The sequence below is a fragment of the Synechococcus sp. MW101C3 genome (assembly GCF_002252635.1).
GTDB lineage: Bacteria > Cyanobacteriota > Cyanobacteriia > PCC-6307 > Cyanobiaceae > MW101C3.
Genome location: NZ_NQKX01000001.1, coordinates 387,653 through 403,325 on the forward strand (window position 1 = coordinate 387,653; position 15,673 = coordinate 403,325).

A 15,673-nucleotide genomic window follows, 5' to 3' on the forward strand; every position below is an offset into this window, starting at 1 on the left:
GGGGACAGCGGTGCGGAGGCAGGCAGTCGATGGTCTGCCCATCATCACCGCCCCGTCACGGCCAGGAATCAGCTCGCCTGACGCGGGTTCAGCGAATGCCCCGTGAAGCGCACACAGAAACCGGTGGGCTCGCCGGTGACCAGCGACACGTCGCCGCCATGGGCGCGGGCGACCCGCTGGGCGATCGCCAGGCCCAGGCCGCAGTGCCCGTGGCCGCCGCGGGCCTGATCGAGCCGTTGGAACGGTAGGAGGGCCTGGGAGCGCTGGCTTTCGGCGATGCCCTTCCCCTGATCCCAGACCTCCATCTCGAAACCCTGCCGAGGCAAAGGGCGCAGCCGGAGCCGCACCGGCGGCTCCCCGTAGCTGAGGGCGTTGTCGATCAGATTGGCGACGGCCCGGCCCAGGGCGATCGGTTGCACCCAGGCCTGCACGGGGGTCAGGTCGAGCTCGAGCGGGCGACCGTCGTAGCGCGCCGCCAGTTCCGCCAGCAGCTCTTCGAGCGGCACCTCCACGGCCAGCTCGCTGCCGCCGCCGCCAGCGAACAGCAGGAACTGGCCAGTGATCCGCTCGAGATCGTCGAGATCCGCCTCCGCTTTGGCCCGCTCGCTGCTGACCAGATCCGGTCCCTTGCCCAGCGACAGGCGCAGCCGCAGGCGGGTGAGCGGACTCTTTAGATCGTGGGCAATGCCGGCCAGCATCGTGGCCCGGTCGCGTTCGCTGTTGTCCAGCCGTTCGAGCATGGCGTTGAAGTGCCCTGCCAGCCGCCGCACCTCCGGCGCTCCCCGCTGGGAGAGACGATCCGGTTGCGTTTCCAGGCCGACGCGGCCGAGCGCCCGCTCGAGCTGCCGCAGAGGCCGCTGCACTTCGAGCAGCAGAAACAAGGCGCCCGCCATGATGCTGCCGCTCACCAGCGAGAGTGTGACCAGCTGCGGATCGGGCGGCCAACCGAGCTGGGGACGGATAGCGGCATAGAGCCACACCGGCTCCAGCGGTGAGGCCAGCTCGATCCACACCCCGCGGTTCTCGCCCTCGGTGGGTACCACCACCGGACAGCGTGGCAGGCGGCGGCAGAGTTCGAGCTGCAGTTGGGCGGCCTGGCGGTCGAGCAGGGCATCGCTGGCCTGGCCCTGCCACCAGGGCCGACGCCGCGGCCGGGGTGGTTGCCCTACCCCGAGCTGCAGGCCGCTGAGCTGGGAAACCGTGGACGGTGGAAAACGCTCCAGTGCCAGCTCCGAAAGGCGCAGATTCAGGGCCACCTGCGGACCCATCTGGTCGATCTGAGAGCGGCCGAGGGTGGAGCCGAGCAACATCTGCAGCAGCAGCAGACTGAGCCCCCAGCCGCCGAGAAAGAAGCCCCCCAGGCGCCAGAGCAGCGCCGCCGAACGCAGGGAGGCCGCCATGACTCAGCGGCCCCGCGGGGCCCCATCCGGCACGAACACGTAGCCGTAGCCCCACACCGTCTGAAGGTAGCGAGGGCGGCTGGCATCAGGTTCGATCAGGCGGCGAACACGTGACACCTGCACGTCCATGCTGCGGCTGTCGGTGTCGCTGTCTGGACCGCGGGCCAGTTCGATCAGGCGTTCACGCGACAGTGGGCGGTGGGGATGCTGCACGAAAGCGGCCAGAAGGCTGAATTCCCCGCTGGTGATCGTGATGCTCTTGCCTTCCCGTTCAAGCGTTCGCGCCGAAAGATCCAGCACGTTGTCGCCGAATTCCACCAGTTCACCGCCGGCCACCGGGGTGCCGGCCGGCAGGTTGCCGCGGCGCCGCAGCACCGCCTCGATCCGGGCGGTGAGCTCCCGCGGCAGGAACGGCTTGGCGAGGTAATCATCGGCTCCCTGTTCAAGGCCGATGATCCGGTCCACGGCCTCGCCCTTGGCCGTGAGCATCACCACCGGCAGGTCGTCCTGGTTGTCGCGCAGACGGCGCAGCAGGGTGAGCCCGTCCTCGCCCGGCAGCATCAGATCGAGTACCACCAGATCGGGGCGCTGGAATTCAAGGCGCGCGATCAGCTGGCGGCCATCGTTGAGGCAGCGCACCTCGTAACCCTGATCGGTGAGATAGCTGCTGAGCAGCTGGCGAAGTTCGGGGTCGTCATCCACCACCCAGATGGTGTGGGCTCGGCTCATGGCTGGGAGAAGTCCCGTTCTGCACCGACTGTATGGAGGAATGACCAGAGCAAGCCTGAGGACACGGGCGAGGGACATGTTCAAAGATGACCCAAGCCGGGAACGGTCGGATCCGGTCATGGCTTGCTCAGAATCAGCTGGCTCGCGGTCACCCCATGACGCCACCTTCTCCATAAGGTGCTCGCATGCCACGGCCAGGCCCTCGATCCCGCCCCCAGCGCGCCGTTGTTCTGGCGCGATGCAACCCTGCGGCGCAGTGGCCCATGGTGCGCCTGCTTTCCCTGCTTGCCTTGTGGTGCCTGGTGGTCAGCCCCGCTGCGGTGCAGTGCCAGGAGACCTTGCAACTGCTGAGGTATCAACAGAAGCTGGAAGCCTGGTTTCAGCGGCTGGATCGGGATGGCGATGGCCGCCTGACCCCGGCCGAAGTGAGGGGACATCCGTTTCTGGAAATCAATTTCAATCGGCTTGATCAGGGCCGGCGGGGGTACTTACTGCCCTCGGACTTGGCCCCGAACCAGCGTCACTTCCTCGGCAACCGCCTGCAGGACACCTTTCGGCGCGCCGACACCAACCGCGACGGCCAGCTCAGTCCTGCTGAGGCGGCGGGGTTCCCATGGCTGTGGCGGCAGTTCACCGAAGCGGATCGCAACCGCGATCGCAGCGTTTCGTTGGAGGAGCTGTGGTGGTTGCGCCGTTCACTGTCCCCAGGACATTGACGCCGGCAGGATATGAAGGCGGTTTGCGGGTTAGTGCGGCGGTCGCGTGGGCGGACGGATCGTGGTGAGCTTGGCCATGGCCCGGCCCATGCCCGGCGGTAGCCGCAGGCTGTTGCCCACACCCGGAACCAGCAGGCGCACCAGCCGGAACACTCCGTTGCCCATCAACCACAGGGCACCGACGGCCAGCGCCACCACCACCAGCAGGCCCAGCAGCTGGGCCAGCCCGGCGAGCAACTGCAGCAGGCCCAGCCCGATCTGGCCGAGGCCAGCGAGCACGGCACTGATGACTTTGCTCACCAGCAGGAGCGAATCCAGCCGAGAGGGAAGTTGCAGCAGCGCCACCAGCAACCCCAGCCCGATAGTCGCGTTGAGCAAGGCGAGCAGGCACTCGCGCAAGGTTGAACGGGTGCGTCGCTTGCGAAACACCTTGCGAACCGTCTTGGGGGTGAACCCGGGATCGGGTTTGCGGTTCATCGCCACAGGCTCAGGTGTCGAAGGAGTACCCAGCGCCTCGCATCCAGCGCTCGAACTCAATCAACACCAGTTCGTTCGGACAATCCACCAGGCTGAGCCCTTCCACGGTGCAGTCGCCCTGGCCGCCGTGGTGAAGCGACAGGTGGAAGTCCTTGCCGCTGAGGCCGCACACTTCCGGATCGCTGCGCACCACCACATCCAAGGAGGCTCCGAGGCGAATCACGCGGCGCCGCAATTCCGACCAGCTCTTTGTCATCGGGCAGTGTTCAAGGCTTGGTTCTTTCCTTCAACGGATGGGATCCCGCCGGCGGAGTGTGCCAGTTCCGGTCATGGGACCTAGCCGTCTCCCCATGTGCCGTTGATCACACATTGAAAGAGTAATGGGTGTTCTGGGGGCCAGGTGTTGGGATCGCAACGCTCGGTGCTGGTTCAGGGGGCGGTTTGGGCCGGTGGGGTCGTCGGTGCACTGGTGGCGGCCGGTCGGGTCTCTCCTCCCGGGGCGACAGGCTTGGGCAGCGGCACCAGCAGGCTGAGCGAGGAGGTGATCACCAGCGCTGCCAACCCTGCCGCCGGGGAGAGCAACCGTCGCCGCAGCGGTACCCGCTCGAGGATTTCGCGGCGCTGCAGCGGCAGCTCGGTGGGAATTGTGAAGCCGAGCTGCACACGTGGATCGAGCCGCAACTGGTCGAGGCAGCGCACGAGATCTGCCAGCTCGGCGTCGTCGAAGTCGAGTTCGAGGGGAGGCGTGTCCGGCTGGCTGCTGAACAGCCGCAGGCGGTGCCGGCTCTGTTCGCCAGAGCCGAGGGGCTCGATCTGCACCGGTGAACCTTCACCACCGAAGCGGCGCGGCACCCCGCTCACCAGGTGGCGGGCATAGGGCAACACCACGCTCAGCAGGGCCTCAAGGTGGTTGCGTTTTCCCTCCAGCGACGGCCGCCCGATCAGGTCGAGTTCCCAGCCCGTCAGGATGCCGATCGCATCGCCGTCCTGGGAGGCGGACAGATCCGGAAGGCCATCAAGGCGCAGGCGGCAGCTTGTCTGCTCGTAGCGATAACTCTGTTTCATGCCGCGGCATCCATAAGGCTGGCCTTGAGACGGTCAAATCCCCCCGCGCCGGCGCCGAGGGCCAGACTCTGCACGAGCTGAAGACGGCGACGGGCACCCTCCGCGGGGTCAAGGAGCTTCTGAACCCCCCCGCGGCGGGGGTTCAGCCGTTCCCGCACCAGCTCCTCGAGGCGCTGGCGGAACAATTCCCAGCGCTGGACGCTCACCACATCCGGCTCAGACGATGACAGCAGCTGGCGGAGCATGGGATAGATGCGCTCGGCGAGGGCGCACAGCACCGAGATCAGCGCGTCGGTTTCGGTTTCGCTCAGTTCGCCCCGGCGGCAGGCCAGGCGCAGTGGGTTGTAGCAACGCCGTTTCCACAGCTCCACCCGGTTGGGGAAGAGGTCGCCGAAGCCCAGCTGGCGGGCCATGAACACCATCGCTTCCCCCCCGTTGAGATCGAGGGCTTCCACGCTCAACAGCATCAGATCCAGCCGTTCCAGTCCGCGCCGGTTGAGCCGGCTGGGGGATCGGGATTCAGTCAGGGTTGCATCGGCCATGGCTGCGATGATGCCAGCGCCTGAGCCGATCCGTCATCCGCCCCCGCCATGGCCGCCCTATCTCCTTCGCTCGAAAGGGCACAGCCGCCCGATCTGCGCCAGCTGGTGCGAGACATTCCTGACTTCCCCAAGCCCGGCATCCTGTTCCGGGATCTCACCCCGTTGATGCGTGATCCGCTCGGCTGGCAGGAGGTGATGCGCCAGCTGAGAGAGGTGTGCGAGCGGTTGCAGCCCGAACTGATCGTGGGGATCGAATCCCGCGGCTTCATCGTGGGCACTGCCCTGGCCACCGTGGTGGAGCTGGGCTTCGTGCCGGTGCGCAAACCCGGCAAATTGCCCGGGCAGGTGCGTGGCGTGGATTATGCGCTGGAGTACGGCACCGATCGCCTGGAGATCCAGCACGATGCCCTCGCCGATGGCGCTCGTGTGCTGATCGTCGATGACCTGCTCGCCACCGGTGGCACCGCCGCCGCCTGCGCTCAGTTGGTGGAGGAGGCCGGTGGGGCGCTCTGCGGCTTCGGGTTCGTGGCCGAGCTGGCCGGCCTGGAGGGCCGCCGGCGGCTGCCCGGTGGACATCCGGTGGAGTCGCTGATCATTTACAGCTGAGGGACGGCGGCAGGTCTGAACCGTCCTTAATCCTGGCTGTCCTGCCAGCCGAGCACCTGATCGAGCTGCTCCAGGCTGATCAGCCCGAACCGCCAGAGAATCACCGGCAGCGGCGCCTGCTCCAGCTGGGCCTGCTTGACACCCAGGGCCAGGGCGTTTTCGCTCAGACCCAGCTCCCGGCGCAGGTAACGCACCAGCGCGGACGATGGCACCGGTTGGGGGGAGGTGCTCTTCACCATGGCCCGGAAGGGAAGCACCGGCTGGAGTTCGCCATCACTCTGACCAGCGCGCCAGTAGCTGGCAAGGACCGAGGGTCATGGTCCGGAGACTGAGGCGCCGCAGCAGCGGCAGCCGGCCCAGCAGACCCAGGCCGAGCTGGCGCACGCTGCGCTGTGGCCACTGCCGGTTCGAGAACAGCCGCACCAGGGCGTCGGTGGCCAGCAGGGTGAGCAGCACATCGGGCCAACGGCGACGGCCGTAGGCCGCCGGCAGCCGGCTGAGGCGCAGCCTGCCCCGGGCGGTGCGGGCCGCCAGTTTGTGCAGCACGGCCACATCTCGCCAGCAGAGGTTGAGGCCCTGCCCCCCCACCGGGTGGCAGCGGTGCATGGTCTCGCCCACCAGCACGGTGTTGCCCCGGTGAAAGCCCCCGCTCAGCTCCAGAGCGGCGGGGAATGCCCGCGGCGCGTCCAGGAGAGCGTCGGCCTGCAGGCCATCGGGCAGGGTGCCGGCCAGCCGGTCGAGAAAGGCCACGGGGTCGAGGCTCTCCAGCCGCCGCATGCGCTGGGCCGGGCCGCTCCACACCAGCTGAAAGCGATCGCCGCCCAGGGGCAGCACGGCGAAGGGGCCCTCGGCGCGGAACAGCTCCCAGGCCTGATCGCTGGCGGAGCCGCGCAGGCGCACCTGCACGCTCAGACACGACTGGCTGTAAGGAAGGCGCCAGTGGGCCAGACCCAGGCTCTGACGGGTGGAGGAGGCGGCGCCCTCGGCCGCCACCAGCAGATCCACCGGTGTCTGGCTGCCGGGGCTGCCGAGCGCCAGCTGCACGCGCCCATCACCCTCCAGCCGCCTCAGCAGCAGCTCCATCAGGGGCGTGTGGCGCACCACCCAGCCCACGGCGTCGTCGCCGCTGGAGGCTGAACCTGTGGACGCCGGGGCGGTGGAGGGTGACGCTGCCCGGCGGCCGAGATCGCGGGCGGTGAAGGGCACCTGTAGGCCCAGCTCGAGGTCGTGGAGTTCCAGGGCTCGGAACGGCGCCAGCGCCGGAGCGAGCTCCTCCCACAGCTGCAGGCGCTCCAGCAGTCGGCGGCTGGAATGGGTGAGCGCGTAGGCGCGGTTGAGGGCCAGCAGCTGGCTGGCGGTGAGCGGATCCTCCAGCTCCACCAGCCAGCCGGCCTCGGCCAGGGCCAGGGCGGCCAGGGCGCCGGTGGGACCGGCGCCGCGGACCCGGGCCTGCAGCTCGCTGGTCAGATGGTCGGAATGCCGGTCCAGGGAATCGCCCATGAAAAAAGCCGCAGCAGAATTCTGCTGCGGCTGGTTGAGGGGGCGTGGCCGGTGATCCCCACCGGCCCGTGGGGGCGGGCGATCAGCCGATGCCGAGCAGGCCGCGGGTGAAGGCCTCACCGCCGAGGGCGAACTCAGTGGCGAGCAGGGCGATGAAGCCGAGCATGGCCATACGGCCGTTGAGCTTCTCGGCGCGCTCATGGAAGCCCCAGCCGCTCTCGGCGCTCACCACTTCCATGCGGGGCTCGGTGGCGAAGGCATTGAGGCGGCCGCCGTCTTCGGTGGTGACGGTGGCGCCGCGAATGGTGGCGCGCTCAGTGGCGGAGACGGGGGCGGTGGTGGTGGCCTGGGCCATGGGGCTCCTCGGTGGTGATGGGATCAATGTAACAGAATATTGCGCAACGTAAACGGATGTCGCGAATGCTCAGGCGCATGCCCTCCCCAGTCCAAGCACCCCGGTGGAGGCGACCCGGTGTCTGCGCGGCCACGGCGCTGGCTGGCGGTGGGCTTCAGCGCAGGCGCCGCAGGCAGAGCTCCTCGAAGGCTGGGCGCAGCAGATAGGGGTACTCGCCGACCCAGAGCTTCAGCTGCGGCAACCAGGCGTCGGTGAGGGCGCCGATGCGCACGAAATCGGGCCGCTCGCTCAGGGCCAGGCAACGGATCACCATGCCCCGGCGGATCACCTTGTGCTTCTTTTCCATCGGGAAGCGGATCTGGCCCAGGTAACCGTCGTCGTCTTCCAGCTCCAGGCACAGCCAGGTGCGACGGTTCTCCACCAGCTCCAGCCTTCCGCGGGCATCGGCCTGCTCCTTCCGTTCCTCCACCAGCTCGCGGGTGAACAGATCGGCCACCACCCCTTCGAAGATCGCCCCTGCCGGGTAGCGGCGCAGCACGCTGTTCTTGCGCCCCGCCTCCAGGATCGGGCCCCAGAGCACATAAAGCAGGAACACGAAGCCCGCCACCAGCCACACCGGCCCGAAGCGGTAGGAGAACTGGCTCTGGGCGATCAGCAGCGAGATCACCCCACCGATCACGGCGATCAGCACCCGCTGCAGGATCTTGCGGGGGTTGCCGCTGCAGGCGTTGAACTGCGGACCGCTGGCCACCGCCGGGATCAGTTTCTGGAGCTCAGCGGGCTTGACGGGAACCAGCATGGCCTCAGAGCAGACGTTCGAGGCCGTAGACGAGCCCCTGCAGCTGCCGCACCCGGCGCACGGTGAGCAGCACGCCGGGCATGTAGGCGGAGCGGTCGATCGTGTCGTGGCGAAGGGTATAGGTTTCGCCCGCCGCGCCGAACATCACCTCCTGGTGGGCCACCAGACCGGGCAGGCGCACCGAATGGAGCCGCAGGCCGCTCTCGCGCCGGCCGCCGCGGCAGCCCGCCAGGGTTTCGGTCTCCTCCACCTGGGCGGCATTGAAGGATTTCCCCAGCTCCTCGATCAGCTCGGCGGTCTTGATGCAGGTGCCGCTGGGGGCATCGGCCTTGCGGTTGTGGTGCAGTTCGGTGAGTTCGGCGAAGTCGTAGAAGCGGGCGGCGGCCGCGGCGGCCTGCTGCAGCAGCACCATGCCCACCGAGAAGTTGGGGATCACGGCACCGCCGACGCCCGCCTTGGCGGCAAAACTGGCCAGATCCTCCAGCTGCGTGGGGGAGAGGCCTGTAGTGCCGATCACCGGGTGCACCCCGTAGGCGATGGCGGCGCGGGTGTGCTCGTACACCACCTTCGGATGGGTGAAGTCCACCAGCACGGCGCCGGCGCTCTGGTGGCGGGCCGCCTGGCTGGCCTGGCAGAGGCAACCTTCCAGATCGGCCGTGACCGCCAGCTCCAGCGGCCCCAGGCCCAGCCGCTCGCCCACGTCGTCGCCCTCGGCCCCGGGGGTGGTGTCGATGGCTCCCACCAAGGCGCAATCGGGGGCGGCCAGCACGGCCCTGATCACCTCCGCGCCCATGCGGCCGAGGGCGCCGGCCACCACCACGGGGATCGGCTCCGCCGAAGTGGCGGGCGGCATCGCAGGCGCCGGTGGTGGGGTGGCGGTCATGGGCGCAGACAGGCTCTTCGCTGGGGCGAGCCTATGGCCGTCGCGGGGCAGGCCGGCTGGGTACGGGCCTGTTACGCCTTGGCCGGAAACCCCACCTGCCGCCGCCGCTTTCCGTAGGCTCCTTCACATTGCTCAATCTGCACGCCCATGTTCACGCAGGTCCGCTCCGCCAGCCGTCGGGTCAGCCCGGCCGGATGCGCCGCCCCTGCGGGCTCGGACGGCCGCCCGGTGATGAAGGCGGTGTATGTGGTGCTCGAACCCCAGTACCAGAACGCCCTCACCACGGCCGCCACCAGCCTCAACGAACACAACCCGGCCCTGGCGGTGGAGCTGTGCGGCTACCTGATCGAGGAGCTGCGTGATCCGGAGAACTACGCCGCCTTCTGCGCCGATGTGGCGGCAGCCGACGTGTTCATCGCCTCGCTGATCTTCATCGAGGACCTGGCCCAGAAGGTGGTGGAGGCCGTGGCCCCCCACCGCGACCGGCTCAAAGCCGTGGTGGTGTTCCCCTCGATGCCCGAGGTGATGCGCCTCAACAAGCTGGGCACCTTCTCGATGGCGCAGCTGGGCCAGAGCAAGAGCGCCATCGCCAGCTTCATGAAGAAGCGGAAGGAGGCCAATGGGGCCGGCTTCCAGGACGCGATGTTGAAGCTGCTCAACACCCTGCCGACGGTGCTCAAGTACCTGCCGGTGGAGAAGGCGCAGGATGCCCGCTCCTTCATGCTGAGTTTTCAGTACTGGCTGGGCGGCACGCCGGACAACCTGCGCAACTTCCTGTTGATGCTGGCCGACAAGTACGCCTTTCCCCGCGGTGAGAGCGACCGCCCGTTGCTGGAGGTGGCCGAACCGGTGGTGTTCCCCGACCTCGGCATCTGGCACCCGATGGCGCCGGGGATGTTCGAAGACCTCAAGGAATACCTCAACTGGCAGGCCAGCCGGCAGGATCTGAGCGACAAGGCCCGCAGTGGCCCGGTGATCGGCCTGGTGCTGCAGCGCAGCCATATCGTCACCGGCGACGACGCCCACTACGTGGCGGTGATTCAGGAGCTCGAATACCGCGGCGCCACCGTGATCCCGGTGTTCTGCGGTGGTCTCGACTTCTCCAAACCGGTGAAGGCCTTCTTCTACGACCCGCTCAATCCCGAGCAGCCGATCGTGGATGGGGTGGTGAGCCTCACCGGCTTCGCCCTGATCGGCGGCCCGGCCCGCCAGGACCATCCCCGCGCCATTGAGGCGCTCTCCAAGCTCAACCGGCCCTACATGGTGGCCCTGCCCCTGGTGTTCCAGACCACCCAGGAGTGGGAAGAAAGTGACCTGGGCCTGCACCCGGTCCAGGTGGCCCTGCAGATCGCCATCCCTGAACTGGATGGCGCGATCGAGCCGATCGTGCTCAGCGGCCGCGACGACGCCACTGGCAAGGCCCACACCCTGCAGGATCGGGTGGAGGCGATCGCCGAACGGGTGATCCGCTGGGCTTCGCTGCGCACCAAGCCGCGCATCGACAAGAAGCTGGCGATCACGGTGTTCAGCTTCCCGCCCGACAAGGGAAATGTGGGCACCGCCGCCTACCTCGACGTGTTCGGCTCGATTCACCGGGTGCTGGAGGAGATGAAGCGCAAGGGCTACGACGTGCAGAACCTGCCGCGGGATGCCAAGGCGCTGATGGAAGCGGTGATCAATGACCCCGAAGCGCTGCAGGGTGCTCCGGAGCTGGCGATCGCCCACCGCATGAGCGTGGAGGAGTACGAGCGCCTCACTCCCTATTCCGAGCGGCTCGAGGAGAACTGGGGCAAGCCGCCCGGCAACCTCAACTCCGATGGCACCAACCTGCTGATCTACGGCCGCCACTTCGGCAACGTGTTCGTGGGGGTGCAGCCCACCTTCGGCTACGAGGGCGATCCGATGCGGCTGCTCTATTCCCGCAGCGCCAGCCCCCATCACGGTTTTGCCGCCTACTACACCTACCTGGAGAAGGTGTGGGGCGCCGATGCGGTGCTGCACTTCGGCACCCACGGCTCGCTGGAGTTCATGCCCGGCAAGCAGATGGGCATGAGCGAAACCTGCTACCCCGATTCGTTGATCGGTGCCCTGCCCAACCTCTACTACTACGCGGCCAACAACCCTTCGGAGGCCACGATCGCCAAGCGGCGCGGCTACGCCGCCACGATCAGCTACCTCACCCCTCCAGCTGAAAACGCCGGCCTCTACAAGGGGCTCAAGGAGCTGGGCGAGCTGGTGGGTTCCTACCAGCAGCTGCGTGAGAGCTCCAGGGGTGTGCAGATCGTCAACGCGATCGTGGAAACGGCGCGTCAGTGCAACCTCGACAAGGACGTGACCCTGCCGGAGGGGGAAGCCAGCGCGCTCGATCTCGATGGCCGTGACGCCGTGGTGGGGGCGGTGTACCGCCAGCTGATGGAGATCGAGAGCCGGCTGCTGCCCTGTGGCCTGCACACGATCGGCAAGCCCCCCACCGCCGAGGAGGCGATCGCCACCCTGGTGAACATCGCCGCCCTTGAGCGGGAAGAGGAGGGCTACCGCAGCCTGCCGGCCCTGCTGGCCGAAAGCCTCGGCCGCACGATCACCGATGTCTACAAAGGCAATGACGCCGGTGTGCTGGCGGATGTGGAGCTCAACCAGACGATCACCGAGGCGTGCCGCAAGGCGGTGGCCTCGATGGTGCGTTCCGTCACCGGCAGCGATGGCCGCGTCAACCTGCGCGGCAACTTCGGCTGGTTCTTCGATCTGCTGGAGCGTTTCGGAGTGCGGCTGCCCAGCCCCTGGCTGAGCGCCTGCCGGGCGGCGGGTTTTCCCGGGGTGGATGCCGCCGAGCTCGACAACCTGTTCGGCTATCTGCGCTTCTGCCTCGAGCAGATCTGCGCCGACATGGAAATGGAGAGCCTGCTTCGGGCTCTTGATGGCGAATATGTGATCCCAGGCCCCGGCGGTGATCCGATCCGCAATCCCGGCGTGCTGCCCAGTGGCAAGAACATCCACGCCCTTGATCCCCAGGCGATTCCCACCCGCGCCGCGATCGCGGCAGCCAAGGTGGTGGTCGACCGGCTGATCGAACGCCAGCGAGCCGAACAGGGAACCTGGCCGGAGACGATCGCCTGCGTGCTCTGGGGCACCGACAACATCAAGACCTACGGCGAATCGCTGGCGCAGATCCTCTGGTTCATCGGTGTGCGCCCCGTGCCCGATTCCCTCGGCCGCGTGAACAAGCTGGAGCTGATCTCGCTGGAGGAGCTGGGGCGCCCCCGCATCGATGTGGTGGTGAACTGCTCCGGGGTGTTTCGCGATCTCTTCATCAATCAGATGGGGCTGATCGATCAGGGCGTGAAGATGGCCGCCGAGGCCGATGAGCCCATGGAGATGAACTTTGTGCGCAAGCACAGCAAGGAGCAGGCTGCGGCCCAGGGCATCAGCCTGCGCGAGGCGGCCACCCGGGTGTTTTCCAATGCCAGCGGCAGCTACAGCTCCAACGTGAACCTGGCGGTGGAGAACAGCACCTGGGAGGAGGAGGGCGAGCTGCAGGAGATGTACCTCTCGCGCAAAACCTTCGCTTTCAATGCCGACAACCCCGGGGAGATGAACCAGAACCGGGAGGTGTTCGAGTCGGCGATGAAAACCGCCGACGTAACCTTCCAGAACCTGGATTCGGCGGAGATCTCGCTCACCGACGTGAGCCACTACTTCGACTCCGACCCCACCAAGCTGATCGCCGGCCTGCGCGACGACGGCAAGGCCCCCACCAGCTACATCGCCGATACCACCACCGCCAACGCCCAGGTGCGCTCCCTGAGCGAAACCATCCGCCTCGATTCACGGACCAAGCTGCTCAACCCCAAGTGGTATGAGGGCATGCTCAACTCCGGCTACGAGGGTGTGCGTGAGGTGGCCAAGCGGCTCAACTTCACCCTGGGCTGGAGTGCCACCAGCGGCGCTGTCGACAACTTCGTGTACGAGGAGGCCAATGACACCTTCATCAACGATGAGGAGATGCGCAAGCGGCTGATGGAGCTCAACCCCCACAGCTTCCGCCGCATCGTGGGCACGCTGCTGGAAGTCAACGGCCGCGGCTACTGGGAGACCAGCGATGAAAACATCGCCCAACTGCAGGAGATCTACCAGGAGATCGAAGATCGCATTGAAGGGGTCACCACCGCTTAAGGTCAACCCATCGCGGTCCTCTTTTATGTCTCCAGCCCTCAAAGGTGTGTCTTACGTGAGCGTCTGGGTGCTGCTCTGGGGCACGGCGTCTTCCCTGGCCGATTTCGTGCTGCTGGAGCGCGGCGCGTACGCCGCCGGCACGGTTGCTCAGGCGATCACGTTCACCTCGTACGGGATCGCGGCGGTGGTGTTGGCGGTGCGCCTCTCCGGCCGCTTCCTCACCCCTCAAGACTGAGCCCCTGCGACCTCATGACGGCGTCCACCATGCGGGCCGTCTGGGCGATCGGGCCCACATCATGCACACGCAGCACATCGGCTCCCTGGCTGATGGCCAAGGCGCTCACCGCCGCCGTTCCCCACAGGCGTGCCCGCGGCCGTGGCTCCTCCAGGACAGCGCCGATGAAGCGTTTGCGTGAAGGGCCCACCAGCAGGGGGAAGCCTGCGGCACGCAACTGGCTCAACTCACGCACCAGGGTGAGGTTGTGTTCGGTGGTCTTGGCGAAGCCCAGGCCCGGATCCCAGATCACCTGCGCGGTGTTCACTCCGGCGGCCACGGCCCGCTCCGTGGCCCGCAGCAGCTCCTCGCCCACCTCTGCCGTCACAGCCTTGTAGGTGGCGAGCTGGTCCATGGTGCGGCTGTCGCCGCGGCTGTGCATCAGCACGTAGGGGCAGCCGGCTGCCGCCACCACCTGTAACAGCTCCGGCTCGCGCCGCCCACCGCTGACGTCGTTGATCCAGTGGGCACCGGCGGCCAGGGCCGCCTCGGCCACCGCAGCGCGAAAGGTGTCGACCGACAGCAACGGCCCTCTGCCGTCCGGAAAGGCGGCACGGATCAGCGCGAGCACCGGCAGCACCCGGGCCATTTCTTCGCTGGCGCTGATCTCGGCGGCGCCGGGGCGTGTGCTCTGACCGCCCAGGTCAAGCAGATCGGCGCCCGCCACCACCATGCGCTGGGCCTGGCGCAGCGCCGCCTCCGGCGTGGGATAGCGCCCCCCGTCGCTGAAGGAATCGGGGGTGAGGTTGAGCACCCCCATCACATAGGTGCGCGTTCCCCAGGCCAGGGCCGGAGCCGCGGACGTTGCCATTGCCGTGTTCACCGCCGCCACAAGCCCAGCCACTCATGATCGCGTGGTTGCCCGTTGCGGCCACTGGCGGAGCCCACAGCCGCTTCCCAGCAGGCCTTGGTGAAGCCTGCCTGCTCAACCTGCCGAGCCAGGGCGCTGGCCTCGGCGCCGTAGGGCGGCCCGCCCGGGCGCGGGTGACACCAGAACAGACCCAGCAGCCAGCCGCCGGGAGCCAGCAACTCCCGCACCGTGGTGAGGTAGGTGCTCCGCTGTGAAGGATCAATGGCGCAGAAGCAGGTGTGCTCCAGCACCCCTTCAAGGCTGCCGGCCGTGAGCCCTGCAGCGGCAAGCGCCGGAGGATCGAACAGGTCGGCCTGCAGCCATTGCAGCGCGGTGCTGCTGCCGTGCAGCCGCTCGGCCTCTGCCAGCGCCGCTGCGCTGAAATCGAGGCCAACCGCGGCAAAGCCGGAGGCAGCGAGCAGGGCCGCCTCGTGGCCGCGCCCACAGCCCGGCACCAGCACCCTCCCCGGAGCTTCTGGAGCCAGCGCGTGGTGCTGAAGAAACGCCTGCAGCGGTGGCGCCGGCTGACCCAGCTCCCAGGCATCGGTTCCCTCCCGGTAGCGATGGTCCCAGGCAAGGGCACCCTGCGGCGGCTCAGGCGGGCTCATGGTTCCGGCTCCGCCAGCAAGACCTCGATCCGATCGGCGAGCTGCAGGCAGCGATCCATCTCCTCCCACAGCAACTCCCGACGCACGGCATCCACCGCGTAGGAGCGATGGTGCAGGTCGCGGGCCTGGTAGCGGAGAGCCTCACGGATGCGCCGCCATTCATCCGGATGCAAGGGGAAGGAAAGAGTGCTCATCGCGTTGTCATTCATGCCACTGGTTGTAGGAAAGGCCGCTGTTTCCATGTGAATTCTGTGTAGCGAGCCTGCGCGGTTGCTGCCGGAGTCATGAGCTCCATGTCTGTGGGTTGTGGGTTCCACCGTTGTGGGTCGTGGGTTTGCATGAGTATTTCTGCTGGCCTGCTTCATATGTCGTGATGTAGAGCATGAAGCTTGATGTCGGGCCTCCCTGGCGACCGCAGTGGTGCGTGGGTCGCCGTAGGGTCGTGCAGGGAGCAGAACGTTCGCTTCAGCCATTGCATTGATGTTGGCGTTTCTTTCCCTCCATGTCCGCCACAAACATGCCCCGGGCCCATGGCAGGGTTGAATGAACACAGTGGCCTGCGGAGCACAATGCCGCTGAGGACAATGCCCCTACGGCCCTTGTGGTATGGCCTCCGCAAGGAGTGTTCCCCGCCTGAGTTTTTCATGAGGGATGGCCACGTGGTTGAGAGCGGTTAGTGGAGAGGCCATCCAGCCACAA

General features: G+C 67.5%; 18 protein-coding genes. 4 read left to right on the forward strand and 14 right to left on the reverse strand.

Features of this window, described 5'->3' with window-relative positions; all coding sequences use genetic code 11:
• Positions 1-68: 68 nt before the first annotated feature.
• Both CJZ80_RS01935 and CJZ80_RS01940 read right to left on the reverse strand, forming a co-directional pair.
• Positions 69-1,400, reverse strand: a complete 1,332-nt coding sequence (locus CJZ80_RS01935; protein ID WP_094510358.1) for an ATP-binding protein — start codon at positions 1,398-1,400, stop codon at positions 69-71.
• Positions 1,401-1,403: 3 nt separating this feature from the next.
• Positions 1,404-2,129, reverse strand: coding sequence for a response regulator (locus tag CJZ80_RS01940; protein WP_094510359.1), 726 nt, complete (start codon positions 2,127-2,129; stop codon positions 1,404-1,406).
• Between the two features lie 263 nt (positions 2,130-2,392).
• On the opposite strand from CJZ80_RS01940, the gene CJZ80_RS01945 reads away from it, so the two are divergent.
• Complete coding sequence (locus CJZ80_RS01945; RefSeq protein WP_158217396.1) at positions 2,393-2,845, forward strand: EF-hand domain-containing protein; 453 nt, start codon at positions 2,393-2,395, stop codon at positions 2,843-2,845.
• Positions 2,846-2,875: 30 nt separating this feature from the next.
• Here the strand turns inward: CJZ80_RS01945 and CJZ80_RS01950 are convergent, their stop codons facing one another.
• From CJZ80_RS01950 to CJZ80_RS01965, 4 genes are all read right to left on the reverse strand, one after another.
• Positions 2,876-3,322: a hypothetical protein gene (locus CJZ80_RS01950; protein WP_198948199.1), complete on the reverse strand. Its 447-nt coding sequence runs from the start codon at positions 3,320-3,322 to the stop codon at positions 2,876-2,878.
• Between the two features lie 10 nt (positions 3,323-3,332).
• On the reverse strand, positions 3,333-3,578 hold the full coding sequence (locus tag CJZ80_RS01955) for a hypothetical protein (protein WP_094510361.1): 246 nt from the start codon (positions 3,576-3,578) through the stop codon (positions 3,333-3,335).
• Positions 3,579-3,751: 173 nt separating this feature from the next.
• Positions 3,752-4,387 carry a DUF4335 domain-containing protein gene (locus CJZ80_RS01960; protein WP_094510362.1) on the reverse strand — a complete coding sequence of 212 codons (636 nt, stop codon included), beginning with the start codon at positions 4,385-4,387 and terminating at the stop codon, positions 3,752-3,754.
• Positions 4,384-4,929: a DUF3038 domain-containing protein gene (locus CJZ80_RS01965; RefSeq protein ID WP_094510363.1), complete on the reverse strand. Its 546-nt coding sequence runs from the start codon at positions 4,927-4,929 to the stop codon at positions 4,384-4,386. Before CJZ80_RS01965 ends, CJZ80_RS01960 begins: the two co-directional genes overlap by 4 nt.
• A gap of 48 nt (positions 4,930-4,977) precedes the next feature.
• Between CJZ80_RS01965 and CJZ80_RS01970 the strand changes: the two genes are divergently transcribed.
• Positions 4,978-5,535, forward strand: a complete 558-nt coding sequence (locus CJZ80_RS01970) for an adenine phosphoribosyltransferase (RefSeq protein ID WP_094510364.1) — start codon at positions 4,978-4,980, stop codon at positions 5,533-5,535.
• Positions 5,536-5,561: 26 nt separating this feature from the next.
• Here CJZ80_RS01970 and CJZ80_RS01975 read toward each other — a convergent pair whose 3' ends face one another.
• From CJZ80_RS01975 to dapB, 5 genes are all read right to left on the reverse strand, one after another.
• Positions 5,562-5,774, reverse strand: coding sequence for a DUF2949 domain-containing protein (locus CJZ80_RS01975; RefSeq protein WP_094510365.1), 213 nt, complete (start codon positions 5,772-5,774; stop codon positions 5,562-5,564).
• A 34-nt stretch (positions 5,775-5,808) separates the two neighbouring features.
• A complete protein-coding gene (locus tag CJZ80_RS01980) occupies positions 5,809-7,035 on the reverse strand; it encodes an FAD-dependent monooxygenase (protein ID WP_094510366.1) in 1,227 nt (408 codons plus the stop codon).
• Between the two features lie 82 nt (positions 7,036-7,117).
• Positions 7,118-7,390 (reverse strand): high light inducible protein, encoded by a 273-nt coding sequence (locus CJZ80_RS01985; protein WP_094510367.1) that lies wholly within the window; start codon positions 7,388-7,390, stop codon positions 7,118-7,120.
• A gap of 154 nt (positions 7,391-7,544) precedes the next feature.
• Entirely contained in the window at positions 7,545-8,189 is a 645-nt protein-coding gene (locus CJZ80_RS01990) for a hypothetical protein (RefSeq protein ID WP_094510368.1), read from the reverse strand.
• A gap of 4 nt (positions 8,190-8,193) precedes the next feature.
• Positions 8,194-9,072: a 4-hydroxy-tetrahydrodipicolinate reductase gene (gene dapB, locus CJZ80_RS01995; protein ID WP_369802969.1), complete on the reverse strand. Its 879-nt coding sequence runs from the start codon at positions 9,070-9,072 to the stop codon at positions 8,194-8,196.
• A 147-nt stretch (positions 9,073-9,219) separates the two neighbouring features.
• On the opposite strand from dapB, the gene CJZ80_RS02000 reads away from it, so the two are divergent.
• Complete coding sequence (locus CJZ80_RS02000; RefSeq protein WP_094510369.1) at positions 9,220-13,242, forward strand: magnesium chelatase subunit H; 4,023 nt, start codon at positions 9,220-9,222, stop codon at positions 13,240-13,242.
• 25 nt (positions 13,243-13,267) lie between these two features.
• The gene (locus tag CJZ80_RS02005; RefSeq protein WP_094510370.1) at positions 13,268-13,477 is read left to right on the forward strand and encodes a hypothetical protein; all 210 of its coding nucleotides are present in this window, start codon (positions 13,268-13,270) and stop codon (positions 13,475-13,477) included.
• Here the strand turns inward: CJZ80_RS02005 and folP are convergent.
• From folP to CJZ80_RS02020, 3 genes are read right to left on the reverse strand one after another with little or no spacing between them, the layout of a single operon-like run.
• The gene (gene folP / locus CJZ80_RS02010; protein ID WP_233132724.1) at positions 13,461-14,327 is read right to left on the reverse strand and encodes a dihydropteroate synthase; all 867 of its coding nucleotides are present in this window, start codon (positions 14,325-14,327) and stop codon (positions 13,461-13,463) included. The two genes, CJZ80_RS02005 and folP, sit on opposite strands and share 17 nt — an antisense overlap.
• An 8-nt stretch (positions 14,328-14,335) precedes the next feature.
• Complete coding sequence (locus CJZ80_RS02015) at positions 14,336-14,974, reverse strand: methyltransferase domain-containing protein (RefSeq protein ID WP_094510371.1); 639 nt, start codon at positions 14,972-14,974, stop codon at positions 14,336-14,338.
• Complete coding sequence (locus CJZ80_RS02020) at positions 14,971-15,168, reverse strand: hypothetical protein (RefSeq protein ID WP_144036871.1); 198 nt, start codon at positions 15,166-15,168, stop codon at positions 14,971-14,973. Before CJZ80_RS02020 ends, CJZ80_RS02015 begins: the two co-directional genes overlap by 4 nt.
• Between the last annotated feature and the right edge of the window lie 505 nt (positions 15,169-15,673).

Coding starts and splice junctions, on each gene's coding strand:
- CJZ80_RS01935 (WP_094510358.1), bottom strand. CDS start 1,400: ATGGCGGCCTCCCTGCGTTCGGCGGCGCTGCTCTGGCGCCTGGGGGGC.
- CJZ80_RS01940 (WP_094510359.1), bottom strand. CDS start 2,129: ATGAGCCGAGCCCACACCATCTGGGTGGTGGATGACGACCCCGAACTT.
- CJZ80_RS01945 (WP_158217396.1), top strand. CDS start 2,393: ATGGTGCGCCTGCTTTCCCTGCTTGCCTTGTGGTGCCTGGTGGTCAGC.
- CJZ80_RS01950 (WP_198948199.1), bottom strand. CDS start 3,322: ATGAACCGCAAACCCGATCCCGGGTTCACCCCCAAGACGGTTCGCAAG.
- CJZ80_RS01955 (WP_094510361.1), bottom strand. CDS start 3,578: ATGACAAAGAGCTGGTCGGAATTGCGGCGCCGCGTGATTCGCCTCGGA.
- CJZ80_RS01960 (WP_094510362.1), bottom strand. CDS start 4,387: ATGAAACAGAGTTATCGCTACGAGCAGACAAGCTGCCGCCTGCGCCTT.
- CJZ80_RS01965 (WP_094510363.1), bottom strand. CDS start 4,929: ATGGCCGATGCAACCCTGACTGAATCCCGATCCCCCAGCCGGCTCAAC.
- CJZ80_RS01970 (WP_094510364.1), top strand. CDS start 4,978: ATGGCCGCCCTATCTCCTTCGCTCGAAAGGGCACAGCCGCCCGATCTG.
- CJZ80_RS01975 (WP_094510365.1), bottom strand. CDS start 5,774: ATGGTGAAGAGCACCTCCCCCCAACCGGTGCCATCGTCCGCGCTGGTG.
- CJZ80_RS01980 (WP_094510366.1), bottom strand. CDS start 7,035: ATGGGCGATTCCCTGGACCGGCATTCCGACCATCTGACCAGCGAGCTG.
- CJZ80_RS01985 (WP_094510367.1), bottom strand. CDS start 7,390: ATGGCCCAGGCCACCACCACCGCCCCCGTCTCCGCCACTGAGCGCGCC.
- CJZ80_RS01990 (WP_094510368.1), bottom strand. CDS start 8,189: ATGCTGGTTCCCGTCAAGCCCGCTGAGCTCCAGAAACTGATCCCGGCG.
- dapB (WP_369802969.1), bottom strand. CDS start 9,072: ATGACCGCCACCCCACCACCGGCGCCTGCGATGCCGCCCGCCACTTCG.
- CJZ80_RS02000 (WP_094510369.1), top strand. CDS start 9,220: ATGTTCACGCAGGTCCGCTCCGCCAGCCGTCGGGTCAGCCCGGCCGGA.
- CJZ80_RS02005 (WP_094510370.1), top strand. CDS start 13,268: ATGTCTCCAGCCCTCAAAGGTGTGTCTTACGTGAGCGTCTGGGTGCTG.
- folP (WP_233132724.1), bottom strand. CDS start 14,327: ATGGCAACGTCCGCGGCTCCGGCCCTGGCCTGGGGAACGCGCACCTAT.
- CJZ80_RS02015 (WP_094510371.1), bottom strand. CDS start 14,974: ATGAGCCCGCCTGAGCCGCCGCAGGGTGCCCTTGCCTGGGACCATCGC.
- CJZ80_RS02020 (WP_144036871.1), bottom strand. CDS start 15,168: ATGAGCACTCTTTCCTTCCCCTTGCATCCGGATGAATGGCGGCGCATC.